Raw genomic sequence first — 13,697 nt, forward strand, 5'->3', positions numbered from 1 at the left:
GGAGTCTGCCCTTGCACTAAATAAAAAAACCGGAACCAATAAGGTCCCGGCTCAAACCGCTCTGGCTTCAAACAGCCCCTCCAGCTCCTCGGATGGCAGCGGCGGGCTGTAATAGTAGCCTTGAATAGATGGACAGCTTAGCTCTTTTAAGAAAGAGAGCTGTTCTTCTGTTTCGACTCCTTCTGCGACGACTTCAAGATTAAGGTGACCTGCAAGGGTGATGATGCTTGAAATAATCGCATTGCTTTGCTCGTTGGAATTGATTCTTTTGATAAAGGAACGGTCGATCTTCAGCGTATCAAGCGGCAGATCCTGCAGGTAGCTTAAGGAGCTGAAGCCTGTCCCAAAGTCGTCCAGGCTGATTTTAATGCCCCGGCTTCTTAATTCATCCAGTTTTTTAATGGTTTCGCTTCTATTTTCAATCATCGTGCTTTCCGTTATTTCAATTTCCATATAAGCCGGATCCAGCTCATGCTTTCTTAAAATGCTGCAGATGGTTTCCACAAGCGACTCGTCATAAAAGTGATAATGGGAAAAATTGACGGCAACTTTTTTAACCGGTGAACCGTCCTGCAGCCATTGCTTCATTTGCTTTGCTGCTTTGTTCAGGACAATTTCTTCCAGCTTTTTGATTTGCCCTGATTTTTCCGCAATCGGGATAAAAACAGCCGGGCTGATCATCCCCATTTCCGGATGGTTCCACCTGACAAGCGCTTCAGCACTGTTATATTGCCCGCTCGGCAAATGGTATTTCGGCTGATAAAAAACAGTCAGCTCGTCTCGATGCAAAGCTTTGCTAAGCTCTGTTTCCAAATAAAGTTCATGGTGCAGCGTTTCATTCAACCCGTCCTGGTAGCGGACAATGGTGTTTACTGCAGAGGCTTTGGCAAACTTCAGAGCAACACCTGCCATGCGGAGAGATTCATCCAAGGGAACCAGTGCCCCGGCATCTTCTGCAGCGCCCGCTCTGCAGGATAAGTTGATTTCCATATCCTTAATCGAAATGGGCTTTTCCAATTCCTTCATCATTTCTTCTAAGATGCTTTCCCAATCCCCGCCTGAATAGATAAAAGAAAAGGTTCCCGTATCCAAACGGGAGAGCAGACAGTGCTCTGGGAGACGCTTTTTCAGCCGTTCAGCAGCCATTTGAAATGCCTGCTCAGCTGTATTTTCATCATATAGATCAGCAATCTTGGACAGGTTGACGATGGACACTAGTATTAAAGCGAACGGCCCGCTGGCTGATGCTGCCATTTTTTTGAACATCTTTGAATTCGGCAGCTGTGTGGAGTCGTCAAAATAGGCAAGCTGATGAATCTTGTCCTCTGCCTTTCTGAGATCCGCCATATCTTTCACAATGCAGTACAGGCCGCTTACCTTGCTGTCAGCCATAATCGGAATAACAGATGTCAGGGCGCGGACCGTCTCTCCATTTTTTCTCGGAAGATCCATTTCAAAAGAAAACGTTGTGCCTGAAAGGGCGTCTTTAAAATAGGGCGACACTTTGTTCATATCGCTGATCAGTTTGTACGTGCTGCCGATCATTTCTTCTTTTTTAAACCCGAACAAAATAGATGCCGGGTTATTGACGCTTGTTATCACTCCTTTTGTATCAAGCGCAATCACAGCATCCAGGTTATGCTGAAAAAGAGATTCATATTCTTCCTTCGCAAACTCCAGCTTTCGGTAAGAGTAATAGGTTGGCACAAAACCGAGGATGACCAAAGCGATCAAATCCAGCAGATAAGGCAGTAGGACATTCAGATGATCTGCCAGTACAGCGTTTGTGCTGAGCGGAACCACAGATAAAATGACCATGTATGGAATGCCGGCAAGAGCAACACCTGCAAAAATGCTTCCAAGCAGCTTCCAAACGGCAGCCGCTTTTTTAGAGGTTTCCTCCATAATCTGATAGAGCAGCTGAACGGCTGCTGAACTGAACCCGAATACAATAACAAAGCACATGGCAACGAGAATAAAGTTCCATTCCGCCTTACCGGCATACAGAGGATAAAATCCAATATAATCACCGGAAAGCAGGGAAAGTGTTACAAAGATACAGATGAAAATAAACCGGTGAAGCTTTGTTCGCTTAACCGTTAAAAACTTGAACAAGATGTATAGGATCAAGATAAATAAAAGCAGCGTGCCTATTTTAGCCATATCCAAACTTATTGATAAATGCAGAGACTTGTAAAACAGCAGCTGTGTACCCCAAAAAAGGGTTCCGACAAGAATAGAAGGGAAAAGCCGCTTTTGGGCTGTCCCGCTCACAAAGCTTTTGGCATAGTGAAGAATGAGAAAGCACGTCACACAGCTAAGCGCTGTACAGAGAAAATAAACAGGGATATCAACGAAAGAATGAAGGCTGTCAGCTTTAAGCAATCCCGTTAGTTCCTTTCCGCAGCAAAGAAAACTCCTCACCAATAGTTATTTAAACCTATTATAAAATACCTAATTTCAGATTACTACTGCTATTTACAGAAATATGACAGGTCCTCAGGCTCATATGGTGTTCTGGCCGTTCATCGATTATAATCAATGTAACCAACAATTAAAGGAGATTTACCTATGGAAGAACAAAAAAAGAAAATGACACTGGAAGAAGCGGTCAAGGCGAAGCTTGCGAGCAAAAAGCAGGAGCAGGGAAAGGCCAGCCACGGAATTGTAAAAACAGCCAAAAAGCTGCAAAGCCAGCAAACGAAAAAGATTAACAATCAGCGCAAGCGGATGGGCGTGTAATGGACGGCAAAAAGCGCGCTGACATCTCGCCAGGCATTGAAGTAAACATAGTGCTGAAAGAAGATCAGCGGTCAGGCAAGCTGACCAATGGGATTGTGAAGGATATCCTCACAAACTCTTCAACACATCCCCACGGGATTAAGGTGCGGCTTCAGGACGGGCAGGTAGGCAGAGTGAAAGAAGTTTTGAAAAAGTAATAGGAAATAAAGAATGCTTGGAGCATATGCTCCAAGCATTTTTCTTTGTGCTTAATCTTCAGGCTCTGTTAAATTTGGCTGTTGATTTCCGTTTCAGGCGTCCGCTTTCCGCGGGGCGGGCGGTGAGCCTCCTCAGAGCTATCGCTCCTGCGGGGTCTCACCTGTCCCGCTGCTCCCGCAGGAGTCTCCCGCCTGCCACTCCAATCAACAGGTGCGTATAAATCAGTATTTTTCTTTAACATAGCATAAATTTATAAGTCTTTATTCTTTATTCATAACACCATATCTATTTTCTTTACCCATCCATGAACTAGCATCCCGCCACTTCAAACTCTTGGAGGAAATCCAGCTATTCTCAGCAAGAGCACGATCTTCTGGTTCCCAATGATAGTTATCAGCCCAATAAAATAAACCATCATGTAAAATTAGTTTCGCGTCATAAATGATAGAATCATAATTAATTGGACTTGGAACAATATGAAATTGAGTGACGCCCTCAAAAAGCATTTCAATTGCAGACGGGCTGCTAGCTTGCCTTTGGAAAAGAATCCGCACATTAGTATCCAGTTCCATGGACATTCCCATCGACAAGTTTTCATCAACATAACTCTCCGTCCCCATGTACAATTCCTTTAAACAGCTATCATGAAATCTACCAAATATTTCCATTAGATGTTCAATTTCTTTATTCCCTTTAACCTTTACCCATTCCATCGGAAACCTCACCCTAATTCAAGGAGTCTTTAAGTACCTAAAACGGCCGCTCCGCGCGAACCCCTCGCCGGGATGGCTTTGGTTCTTTTTTGGCAGCGGGCTTCATCGGGTTTTTCGCAAGAGCTTCCTTCAAATAGGTATTTCCATTTTGGCTTTTTACCTTCAACAGTTCGTGCAGCTGCAGGATATCGTCAAGCGCTCTATGGGATTGGGATGATCCAAGTCCATGCCGCTGCATCAGATAGAGCAGCTTTGAGCTCATAAAGCCGTATTCCTTCCACGGGATATGCCGTACAGAACAGTGCCATCTTAGGGAGCCTGCCTCAGGATACATAGCGGATACAAAGCTTCTGTCAAAGGAGGCATTGTGGGCAACGATAAAGTCTGCTTTTTTCAGCAGACCCTGTATCAGCTCGTCATCGAAAGCCTCCCCTTCTACCTGTTCAAATGGTATGCCGTGAATCCGGTAAGCGCTGCTGTAGTTGGACAGCGCTGTATGTGACAAGGGGTCTCTCAGATACGAGTGCTCCTCGGTCACACCTTTAAATTCATCCTGTATCTGATCATATTGGAACAGCAGCATCCCGATTTCAATCATTTCATCTCTCGCAGGTGAAAGTCCTGTTGTTTCCACATCCAGCAGCATGCCTGTGAGAATTCGTTTATCGCCGATCATAGAATCCCTCTTTTATTCTAAAATTAGTATCTTCTATTCTATCATTTCTCTTGATGAAAATACTTCATTTTGATCGTAATTTTGCCGTTAGAAGAAACAAGCTGCAGGAGATCCTTTATATGGAAACGTTTGACTGTCTTCCTGCTGGGGAAAGTTTTTGTATAGAACAGAAAGATACCGAAATGGAGGAATTCTTGTGTCTATCTTTTCAAAAGAAGCTTTGGCTGGAAGTCATATCCTGATTACCGGAGCAACAGGCGGCATCGGCCTGGAAACGGCCATCGCCTGTGCAGAGACCGGGGCGAACGTCACCCTGACCGGCCGAAACGGTGAAAAGCTTGAAAAAGCCAGGCAGGCGTGCGTAAAGGCCAATGATAACGTCAAAATTTTCACTTGCCCGGCAGACCTTGCAGATCCTCTGGACCGCAGCCGGCTCACAGAGTCAGCAAGGAATGAACTTGGACCGATTACAGGCCTTGTGAATGCAGCTGGAATCAGCGGAGGCAATACACTGGATCAGCTGGAAGAAGCAGACCTTCGCAGAGTGATGGAGCTCAACTACATGTCTGCTATTCTCCTGACGCAGGATGTTTACAAGGATATGATGGAGCATAAACAAGGAGCAGTTGTAAATGTTTCTTCCCTTTCAGGGCTGAGAGGAACTCACGGCGGAACATCGTATGCAGGCTCCAAATTTGCCATGATCGGGTTTACGCAGTCATTTGCGCTTGAAGCGATTGAATACGGCGTCAGAGTAAATGCTGTCTGCCCAGGATATGTTGACACTGAAATGGGGCGAAATGCCATTAAAAGGCGCGGGGAAAAAGAAGGCCGGCGTTATGAAGATCAGCTAAAAATCGCGGAGGAAGGCATCCCGTCCGGCCGGATCTCCACAGCGGAAGAAGTGGCGAACAGCATTGTTTTCCTGTTAACAGATGCAGCCCGGAACATTGTCGGAGAGTCTCTTAAAATTTCAGGCGGCGTTGTGATGAGGTAGGAAAAACTTCCCGGAAAAAAGGATAGATTCCGGGTGCCTCCCTGCCTTATGATAGAAAGGTATGCAGTTACCTTAAGGGAGGCATTTGATTGAACCATTACCTCTATGATCTGCCGGGAAAAAACAGCTGGCCGAGGTATCTTTCCTCACTGGCTGTCATGATAGGGTTTACCATTTTAGGAAGCATTTTTTATGCGGCAGCAGGGATTTTGACTGTTTTGTCAGACAAGGACCAGGAATCTTATTTTGATCTGGCAACTGGGGCATTTGCAGGCCTCGATCCTGTTCTTGATCTTACCTATCTCATGCTGGTCTATGTATTCTGGCTCGCCGGCATCTGGATTTCCATCAGATTTATTCATAAGCGGACGCTGACTTCGCTTGTTACACCGCGGAGGCGGATTAACTGGCGGACTGTTTTTTGGTCATTCGGCATCTATTTTCTGCTGACAGCGCTTTCCCTGGGGATTGACGCGCTCATTTACCCGCACAATTATATGCTGAACAGACCTGATCCTCTTCATTTTCTCACTCTGTTTGTTGTCGTGCTCTTGCTCGTACCTATCCAGACAACGGTTGAGGAGCTGTTTTTCAGGGGATTTCTGCTTCAGTGGATGGCAAAGAAAATCAGGAGCATTGCAGTGCTTTCCGTCCTCATGGCCATTATTTTCGGCTCGCTCCATTTCGCCAATCCGGAAATGGGACGCTCCGCTATATGGGTAGGACTCAGCTATTTATTTATGGGGTTTATGCTGACTTTCATTTCGGTGAAAATGGGAACGCTTGAGCTTTCCATCGGCGCCCACATGGCAAACAACATGCTGCTATTTTGGTTTTTCGCAGATGAAAAATCCGTTGGCGGTGTATTGCCGGCTCCGTTCAGGGTGCTCGACAGCGACCCTGTCACTTCTTTCCTATGGGAAGTGTGCGTGATGGTACTTTTTTATATACTTTCAGTCAGAAAGTTTAAAAGAAACAACACTGAAGCAAAAACGAAAGAAATTCAGGCAGGATAATACAGAAAGGGGCGAAAACAATATGGATTTGCAGGAACGGCTGATTGCGATTAATGAGAACGGCGGTGCTGAACAGCAGGCGGAAATCAAAGAATTTGTGAATGAGTTTGTTAAATCCGGCGAATACTGGGCCATCTCGCCCTGGACCGAGAATTCTGAAGAAGCAAGACCGTTTGTGGGCCTGCTCGATAATGAAACACCCTGCTACTTTGTTTTTACGAAAAGCACGAATGCAACTAATTTCGGAAAGCATTACGATTTAAGCAATGAAGCAGGAGAATGTCTCCTTCTGAAACTGAAGGCAGACCGTTTTCCAGATCAGCTGAAAGAGCTGAAAAGCAACGGCGTTGAAGCCGTACTGTTTGACGAAGGCGCACCAAGTTTAATGATCAATATTTCTACTATTCTTGAATTGCTCGAAGCTCAGTAAGGCCCCTATGCGGGCCTTACTTTTTTTAGGTGGCATCTGACCCTGCCGGATAGTATCATTAATATAACGCTTGATTACGAGTTGGAGGTGTACAGAATGGCACATCAGCACCTGCTGCCTGATACTGCAGCGTCTCATGCAAAGCCTTGGATTGGAAAGGGCGATACTTTGCATGGGATGGAGATAAAGCTTTAGTTTATCGCCCCCTCGCCCTGTTTCCAATGCATGCTTTGCCCTTCATCATATCTAAAAATGATAAGGAGCTGGCAGTCATGAAACAGGTAAAAGCGGCCGCAGTCCTGCCTGAACGCCTGATCGCTGAAATACAGCAGTATGTTCAGGGAGAAACGATCTACATCCCCCGCGCGAAAAAGGAACACAAGCGGTGGGGATCGGAATCAGGCGCCAGAAAATATCTGGATGAGCGGAATGCGCAGATCAAACAGGAATACAAAAATGGAACAGCCCTCAGCATTCTTGCTGAAGAGTATCATCTGTCCATTGAAACGATTAAGAAAATTGTTTATTCGAAAGTATAGCGGTTAGGAGAGACGTCCTTGTGAGGGCGTTTTTTTTTCATCTTATATAAGCTAGTGGCTTAACCTTCCTTCTAAAGCGTTTTATTTTTTCTTACCCGTATAATTCTTCTATATAGAAACGTCTTATTACTATAATGACTTATAGGAGGGAAAATAGATGGAATCAATGATCAGCATCAGCCAAAACTTCGTCAATGAGACCCGGAAATTAAGAGATGAATACGAAGAAATCGTTTCAGTATACTCAAAGGATCTGTGGAATTATTGCAAATATATCACTGGTTCACCTTGGGATGGGGAAGATCTTTATCAAGAAACGATGATCAAGTCTTTTGGACTCCTGCCCCAGCGATGGAGTGAAATTACAGACAAAAAATATTATTTATTCAGGGTTGCCACAAACACCTGGCTGGATCAATGCAGAAAACTCAAGCGGGAAATAGGAACATTAGAGGAAGTATCTGAGCCGGAGACAGATTTTACAGATAGTCTTTTATTGGAAGAGATCCTCACATCCTTAGAGGCTAATTTAACGCCTAAACAAACAGCTGCATTTCTGCTGGTAGAAATTTTTAAGTTTAAAGCAGAAGAAGCAGCCGGAATTGTTAAAAGTACTCCGGGCGGTGTCTATTCTTCTGTACAGCGTGCAAGAAGAAAAATTGCTTCCGTGGATTTTTCAAAATCCACACTGCATGGATCAGCACAACAAGACAATCCAACCATTAAAGCCTATTTAGAAGCCTTTAACAATGGCGATTTGGATCGTATGCTGCAATTATTCAGCGATCAGGCACAAAACGAAGCAATCTTTGGTTTCCAGGAATTTTCTAAAGCAGAAATGGTAAAAGGTTCCCTCAAATTTGGATTGCCTGGCCATACAGCGCATGAAACCATTCTATGGGGCAAACCAGTAATCGTTATTTTAGCTGCTGGTGAACAATGTCCAGAAATTCATGATATTCAAATGCAAGAGGTCGAAAACGGAAAAATAGTCAGCCATAAAAGTTATTTTTTCAGAAAAGAATTTATACTGGCTGCCGCTGAAGAGCTTGGTCTAAAAGCACAGTTAGTAAAACCGCCTGTACATTGGGAATAAGCGTGAGGGGATGATGTTTAATCCCCCTTTTCTGTTTCACATCCATCCTTCTAAAACCCTCCATTTTCTGGCGAGTACGCTTCCCAATCATTGTCTCCCTTTCAATTCCTCCTCCATAACTCTTATAATAAAGGTAATTCTACGTTTGCTCAGGAGTGAATCTCATGGAACCATTTATACGAAGCGATCAATACAATTTTATTAAACTTCAGCTGCGAAACCTGATTGGCGGCCATGCATCTGTTAATGACATAGATGTTCTAAAAGCGCTGGATTCGCTTGCAGCTGAAAAATCCGTCAATGTATTTGAGGACTTAACAGCAGAACAGCAGCAGATTCTTGAGCCCATTTCTTCGATCAGGGATAAAACAGAGGCAGCGGAGTATTTGGCAGGTTTGAAGGAATATGTCATCCCCTTCTGGCATGTCACAGATATGACGGTTAAAAAGCTTTTTCCAAAAGCAAAAAAACTGAAGCTGCCGCCGCTGGATGCCATGGATTTAAAGGAAACCACTTATATTGGCTGGGATGATATCGGCTCCGGGAGAAAGTTTTTGATTGTTCCTTATGAAAATAAGCTGATCGGACTCTCCGGCACATACAGCAGCATCAGCCAAAGAGGCCTCTGCCATATTTGCAGCAGATTCAGCGATGTTGGCATGTTTATGACAGAAAAAAAAGGCCCTGTCCAGGACACTTTTATTAAAAGAGGCAACTACATTTGCCAGGACAGCTTGAAATGCAACAGCAGCATTACCTCCCTCGACAAGCTGAATGACTTTGTTGGACGGCTGAAATAAGAATGAAGCCTCTTATGGATGGACAACATGCTATAATAGAGGAACCCATTAAGAAATGAGGCTGCTATGATGCTAACATTTGAAGAAAAACTGGCGATTGCCGAATCGTTCCCTGAGCTGGAACGAAAAGATGTATCCTTGAAACGAGTCAACTTCCACTATCCTGATAGTGTGTTTGATAAAAAAGTGGTGATTCAGCATTTGCACCCGAACGGTAACGGATTTGTCTTCGGCGGGCACCTGAAGAATGCTGAGACAGATGAAAGAGGCTTTATCAATATCAGAGACTTTTCTGAAGATGCGCTTCGAAAAATAATCAAGGATTCCATCAGCTCCCTCTCCGAAAACTCAGATGCTGCCAAGGAAAGTGCCATCATTGGTGAAGGCGAAGAACAGCGGTGGATCGGAGAAGACAACCAAACACTTCTTCTCGTTTATGAGGATGAATGGTGGAACGTCTATACCGGTTTAAACCTTGAAGCTGCTTTCGGTTCTTATGAAGAGGCGGAGGATTATTTGATGGATGAAGGTTTCAGACGGCAGGTTTGATCAATTGAAAAAGACACAGCAGGCTATATTAGCTGCTGTGTCTTTTTGTTTCCTGCTCTTCCTCAAGATCCTTCCTTGCAGCGCCAAGATCCTCGGCAAGCTGAAGCAAGGCTTCGTTAATCGGCCAAATATAATAAAGGTAGTGCAGCAGGTGAATTTGGGCATGCTCTCTTTTCCCATCTGTTTCAGGTCCTTTTTCAATCGTTTTCCGCTGCTTCTCAAGCCCTCTGACTGCTGCTGAATTCCGTTCATTGGCGAGAAGGCTTGTAATGATATCAATATTTCCCTGAAGCACATCTTTAATATGAAGAATGGCCAGTCTGTATTCAGGCGCCTGCTCTCTTTTCAGCGTCCTGTTTGAAGAAGCCACCAAATGCTTTGCATAGTAATGGACAGCGCCAAGGGTGTTTATCCACTTGGAAAAGCCGGAAGGATCCAAAGAGCCGGCTCTCCGGAAAATCTGCTTTGTATGGTTTTTCATTTCCTCCAGTTTCTGATCCATTTCAAAAGCTGTATTTGTAAAATCAAGCAAGGTTTGCTCCCCGCTTAACAAATGATTCATGTATTCATTGAGGCAATTTTTCAGATCCTCTAAATACTCAACTGATAGATCGGCCACTTTGTCTTTTGTTCTGACCGGCAATAGCCAGTAGGAAACAACAAAAGCAATGCCTGCCCCGATGATCGTATCAAGGACCCTCGCGCCAAGCAGCTGAAGCGTCACACCGCCGAGAAGCAGATCATACATGAGAGCCATCATCATCGTGATAAAGAAACTCATCAATGTATAGGAAACCTGGAAAAGATAAAAGGCCAGGAAGATGCTGGCAAACAAACAGATCAGCTGCAGGGCTTGCTGGCCTTCCACAGCAAGAGCCATGCCAAAGCCTGCAATCCCGCCAAGCACTGTCCCAAAGGAACGCTGAAAGGCTTTAATATACGTTCTTCCGACAGACTCTGTTCCCAAAAGCACAATAAAAGCGGTCAGAAGAATCCAGTACTGGTGGGTTGATGTCAGCAAATAGCCGAGCACAATGGAAATCGCTCCGGCGACAAGGGCCTGCAGAGCTTTTTTTCTCGGCAGGTTGTATTTATCTTCTTTGTCTTCTTTGTCTTCCTGATCTTCCTCTTCGTCTGTTTGCTCCGCTGCCTCACTGTTCACATCCAGGAGGTATTCCCTCAGTTCATTGCCGGAAAGCTTTTTATTCATGGCCTCCTGAATGCTGAAGGCCCCTTCAATGACGTGATTGGCAATGGTTTCAATTCTTTGCACCAAATAAAGCCATTCCCCTGATTGTTCCTTTTCAGTATAAAGGTCATTCAGTGCAAATCTGATGCCCTGAAGTGCTTTTTCCGCCTCCTGCAGGTGGAATGTCTCATATTCCTCAGCCAGAACCTCCGCATTCCGGATCGATTCCACTACCCAGACGAGCAGTCTGCGAAGCTCTGTATATTCCAGCGCATGGCTGCTTTTGAGCTTGATAATGGCATCTGTTAAAGCTTCTGTCAGCATCTCTGAATCAAAAACGTAAAGGCGCAGCTGGTTTGTCGAGACCCCGGGCCAAACTTTGTGAACCTCTGCCGATGATAAATCTCCCGAAATCATCCGGGCATATTCCCGCAGTCTTCTTACATTATTGATAAGCTTCCGGATTCTTTCAGGCTTTGTAACAGGATCTTTAATCATCTCAAGAATCAGGCTGAAAGCGAGGTTCGTTTGAGTGTGAAAGGATCTTATGCTTCTTTTTAAAACCTTTTCAGGATTTGTTTTAAAAAACACAAAATTATAAAGGAAAGCAAATGTTATTCCGACTAAGATACCTGCAAAGAGCCATGGCAGCTGTGCCGGCTGCAGGCGGAGGAGGCTCGCAAAATAGATCGACATGAATCCGACCATACAGATCGAAAAATATCTTGCCCCATATTTCTGCAAATAAAAGGCCAGGACAACCACAAGCAAAATGACGGCATCCACAAGATGTCCATATCCGGAAAGAAAGGAACCCAGTGTTACAGCCGTGATGCTCGCGAGAGGCAGGAGCAGGGTGGTGATTTTTTTCTGTTTTTCTGTATCATCCGCAACAGTTAAAATCCCCATCATGCCGAGTACCCCTGCAATAATGGCTGCCGGTACTGCTTTTCCTTGAAAAATGAAAAGCAGGAGCAGCATAGTAAAAACGGACGACATTACGCTTAATATAACTTTGCCCGCCTGCTCAAACCGCTTTAAACCGGGATCTGAAGCAAAAAGGCGGGCAAGCCAGTAAAATTGCATCTGCCAGCTTCTCATATTTTTTCTCATATCTATAGGTTAATCCATTTAGAGCTTTTTAACAAAAAAACCGCTTGTTTCATTGATACAATTTCAGGATCGCTGCTGCCTGTTCCTTTATTTCCGCTTGAAGCTCTGCAGGCCTGAGCACCTTCGCCTCACTGCCTAAGGCGAGCAAAAGCGCTGATGTAAAAGGGATTTCGCTGCTGTCCAAATGGCCGCGAATAAACCCTGAGCCATCCTCCTGTTCAATTAGCCAGTTCTGGAAAACCGGATGACTCCTGCAGAGCCTGACCCCTTCTTTTGAAAGAGCAATATCAAATAAGACGTCTCCCTTTTCCTCAGCCTGATTCAGAAAGTCTTCAAGCGAAGGAATGTCTCCATCATATGGTTCTATTTCTTTTAAATTAAGAATCCGGTCTGCCCTGAAAAGCAGAATTTTCCCCTTCTCTATTAAGTAAGCAGGGACATACCACAACCCTGCTTCCGAATAAATGCCGAGAGGAACAGCCTTGTGATTTCTGATTCCTTTTTTTGAATCATACTCCAAGACGGCAGCCATTTTAGACAAGGCGGCATCTGTAATTTTTTCAAGAAGAGGCGCTTCAATCATTTTATAATGCGGCGTCCGGATAGCCACCGCATGTTTCAGCCTGTCTAACTTCTCTTTACTGTGCGCAGGCAGATTACCATAAAATTTCTTCAGCGCCGACTGAATATCAATCTGGAAAGGCAGGGAACGGTAAGAAGAAAGGGATTCATAGGCAAAGTAGATGGAGATCGCCTCATCTGCCGTAAATCGAATGGGAGGCAGCAGATTTTGATTCAGCATCCTGTATCCTCCTGCCCTGCCCTGTTCTGAATAAAAAGGAACACCCCACGTACTCAGCTCTTCCAAATCCCGCTGAATGGTTCTAAGTGAAACCCCGAACTCCTCAGCACATTCTTTTGCTGTAAAAGCACTTCTCTGATTAATGTATTGAAATAGCTCAAACAGCCTTTTTGATTTATTCATCTGCCGCCGCTCCTTTTCTTTTAATTATGTCACAAGCTGTCATATTTTAACGCTATCATAACAGCAGAAACAAAAAAGGAGGAATGCAAAATGAGAGAAACAGTATTGTACATTGCGATGAGTCTTGATGGTTACATCGCACGGGAAGATGGGGCCATTGATTGGCTTGAAGCAGCAGAAGGTGAAGGAGACAACGGTTACGGAGAATTCATGCAAACGATAGATACTGTCATTATGGGAAGAAAAACATATGATCAGGTTTTAGGGTTTGATATGCCCTTTCCTTATCAAGAGCAGGAATGCTATGTCTTTTCCAGCAAAAAGAAAGGAAAGGATGCGCATGCCGTATTTTGGGAAGGCTCTCCTAAAGAACTGATGAAGGATTTGAAAACGAAAGAGGGGAAGGATATCTGGCTGGTCGGCGGATCTGACCTTCTGCATGACTGCATGAAAGAGGGGCTAGTAGACAGGTATATGATTGCCATTATCCCAGTACTGCTTGGAAAAGGAATCCCTTTATTTAAAAGCGGATTCCAAGAACAGCATGTGAAGCTGACAGGTACAAAGGAATATGGCCAAATTGTGATGCTTTCTTATGAAAGGCTTAAAAGTAAACCGCTCAATAGCTGAGAATCGATGGCTTGATGCTTTTTA

15 protein-coding genes are annotated in these 13,697 nt (G+C 44.5%); 10 read left to right on the plus strand and 5 right to left on the minus strand.

Annotated elements, in window-relative coordinates; all coding sequences use genetic code 11:
- Positions 1–51: 51 nt before the first annotated feature.
- Entirely contained in the window at positions 52–2,385 is a 2,334-nt protein-coding gene (locus LRR81_RS07210; protein WP_231788674.1) for a sensor domain-containing protein, read from the minus strand.
- 186 nt (positions 2,386–2,571) lie between these two features.
- Between LRR81_RS07210 and LRR81_RS07215 the strand changes: the two genes are divergently transcribed.
- A complete protein-coding gene (locus LRR81_RS07215; protein WP_231788675.1) occupies positions 2,572–2,742 on the plus strand; it encodes a hypothetical protein in 171 nt (56 codons plus the stop codon).
- Positions 2,742–2,939: a YwbE family protein gene (locus LRR81_RS07220; protein WP_231788676.1), complete on the plus strand. Its 198-nt coding sequence runs from the start codon at positions 2,742–2,744 to the stop codon at positions 2,937–2,939. Before LRR81_RS07215 ends, LRR81_RS07220 begins: the two co-directional genes overlap by 1 nt.
- Positions 2,940–3,200: 261 nt before the next feature.
- On the opposite strand, the gene LRR81_RS07225 is transcribed toward LRR81_RS07220, so the two are convergent.
- Positions 3,201–3,653 carry a hypothetical protein gene (locus tag LRR81_RS07225; RefSeq protein WP_231788677.1) on the minus strand — a complete coding sequence of 151 codons (453 nt, stop codon included), beginning with the start codon at positions 3,651–3,653 and terminating at the stop codon, positions 3,201–3,203.
- 37 nt (positions 3,654–3,690) lie between these two features.
- Positions 3,691–4,329, minus strand: coding sequence for an exonuclease domain-containing protein (locus LRR81_RS07230; RefSeq protein WP_231788678.1), 639 nt, complete (start codon positions 4,327–4,329; stop codon positions 3,691–3,693).
- Between the two features lie 196 nt (positions 4,330–4,525).
- On the opposite strand from LRR81_RS07230, the gene LRR81_RS07235 reads away from it, so the two are divergent.
- From LRR81_RS07235 to LRR81_RS07265, 7 genes are all read left to right on the plus strand, one after another.
- Entirely contained in the window at positions 4,526–5,326 is an 801-nt protein-coding gene (locus tag LRR81_RS07235) for an SDR family NAD(P)-dependent oxidoreductase (protein ID WP_231788679.1), read from the plus strand.
- Between the two features lie 89 nt (positions 5,327–5,415).
- Positions 5,416–6,342, plus strand: a complete 927-nt coding sequence (locus LRR81_RS07240; protein WP_231788680.1) for a CPBP family intramembrane glutamic endopeptidase — start codon at positions 5,416–5,418, stop codon at positions 6,340–6,342.
- Positions 6,343–6,364: 22 nt separating this feature from the next.
- The gene (locus LRR81_RS07245; RefSeq protein ID WP_231788681.1) at positions 6,365–6,772 is read left to right on the plus strand and encodes a hypothetical protein; all 408 of its coding nucleotides are present in this window, start codon (positions 6,365–6,367) and stop codon (positions 6,770–6,772) included.
- A gap of 272 nt (positions 6,773–7,044) precedes the next feature.
- Positions 7,045–7,311 (plus strand): CD3324 family protein, encoded by a 267-nt coding sequence (locus LRR81_RS07250; protein ID WP_231788682.1) that lies wholly within the window; start codon positions 7,045–7,047, stop codon positions 7,309–7,311.
- Between the two features lie 157 nt (positions 7,312–7,468).
- A complete protein-coding gene (locus LRR81_RS07255; RefSeq protein ID WP_231788683.1) occupies positions 7,469–8,407 on the plus strand; it encodes a sigma-70 family RNA polymerase sigma factor in 939 nt (312 codons plus the stop codon).
- A 164-nt stretch (positions 8,408–8,571) separates the two neighbouring features.
- Positions 8,572–9,207, plus strand: a complete 636-nt coding sequence (locus LRR81_RS07260; RefSeq protein WP_231788684.1) for a FusB/FusC family EF-G-binding protein — start codon at positions 8,572–8,574, stop codon at positions 9,205–9,207.
- A 69-nt stretch (positions 9,208–9,276) separates the two neighbouring features.
- Positions 9,277–9,756 (plus strand): hypothetical protein, encoded by a 480-nt coding sequence (locus LRR81_RS07265; protein WP_231788685.1) that lies wholly within the window; start codon positions 9,277–9,279, stop codon positions 9,754–9,756.
- A 28-nt stretch (positions 9,757–9,784) separates the two neighbouring features.
- On the opposite strand, the gene LRR81_RS07270 is transcribed toward LRR81_RS07265, so the two are convergent.
- Together LRR81_RS07270 and LRR81_RS07275 are read right to left on the minus strand one after the other, a co-directional pair.
- Positions 9,785–12,046, minus strand: a complete 2,262-nt coding sequence (locus LRR81_RS07270) for an FUSC family protein (RefSeq protein ID WP_231788686.1) — start codon at positions 12,044–12,046, stop codon at positions 9,785–9,787.
- 61 nt (positions 12,047–12,107) lie between these two features.
- Positions 12,108–13,043, minus strand: coding sequence for a helix-turn-helix transcriptional regulator (locus LRR81_RS07275; RefSeq protein ID WP_231788687.1), 936 nt, complete (start codon positions 13,041–13,043; stop codon positions 12,108–12,110).
- 90 nt (positions 13,044–13,133) lie between these two features.
- On the opposite strand from LRR81_RS07275, the gene LRR81_RS07280 reads away from it, so the two are divergent.
- Complete coding sequence (locus LRR81_RS07280) at positions 13,134–13,673, plus strand: dihydrofolate reductase family protein (RefSeq protein WP_231788688.1); 540 nt, start codon at positions 13,134–13,136, stop codon at positions 13,671–13,673.
- The last annotated feature ends 24 nt before the right edge of the window (positions 13,674–13,697 follow it).

This window comes from Metabacillus kandeliae, from assembly GCF_021166585.1.
Taxonomy (GTDB): Bacteria; Bacillota; Bacilli; order Bacillales; family Bacillaceae; genus Metabacillus_B; species Metabacillus_B kandeliae.

Excerpts from the sequence above, each read along its gene's own strand:
- LRR81_RS07260 (WP_231788684.1), top strand. The coding sequence starts at position 8,572 with ATGGAACCATTTATACGAAGCGATCAATACAATTTTATTAAACTTCAG.
- LRR81_RS07215 (WP_231788675.1), top strand. The coding sequence starts at position 2,572 with ATGGAAGAACAAAAAAAGAAAATGACACTGGAAGAAGCGGTCAAGGCG.
- LRR81_RS07225 (WP_231788677.1), bottom strand. The coding sequence starts at position 3,653 with ATGGAATGGGTAAAGGTTAAAGGGAATAAAGAAATTGAACATCTAATG.
- LRR81_RS07265 (WP_231788685.1), top strand. The coding sequence starts at position 9,277 with ATGCTAACATTTGAAGAAAAACTGGCGATTGCCGAATCGTTCCCTGAG.
- LRR81_RS07250 (WP_231788682.1), top strand. The coding sequence starts at position 7,045 with ATGAAACAGGTAAAAGCGGCCGCAGTCCTGCCTGAACGCCTGATCGCT.
- LRR81_RS07255 (WP_231788683.1), top strand. The coding sequence starts at position 7,469 with ATGGAATCAATGATCAGCATCAGCCAAAACTTCGTCAATGAGACCCGG.
- LRR81_RS07280 (WP_231788688.1), top strand. The coding sequence starts at position 13,134 with ATGAGAGAAACAGTATTGTACATTGCGATGAGTCTTGATGGTTACATC.
- LRR81_RS07245 (WP_231788681.1), top strand. The coding sequence starts at position 6,365 with ATGGATTTGCAGGAACGGCTGATTGCGATTAATGAGAACGGCGGTGCT.
- LRR81_RS07220 (WP_231788676.1), top strand. The coding sequence starts at position 2,742 with ATGGACGGCAAAAAGCGCGCTGACATCTCGCCAGGCATTGAAGTAAAC.
- LRR81_RS07270 (WP_231788686.1), bottom strand. The coding sequence starts at position 12,046 with ATGAGAAGCTGGCAGATGCAATTTTACTGGCTTGCCCGCCTTTTTGCT.
- LRR81_RS07275 (WP_231788687.1), bottom strand. The coding sequence starts at position 13,043 with ATGAATAAATCAAAAAGGCTGTTTGAGCTATTTCAATACATTAATCAG.
- LRR81_RS07230 (WP_231788678.1), bottom strand. The coding sequence starts at position 4,329 with ATGATCGGCGATAAACGAATTCTCACAGGCATGCTGCTGGATGTGGAA.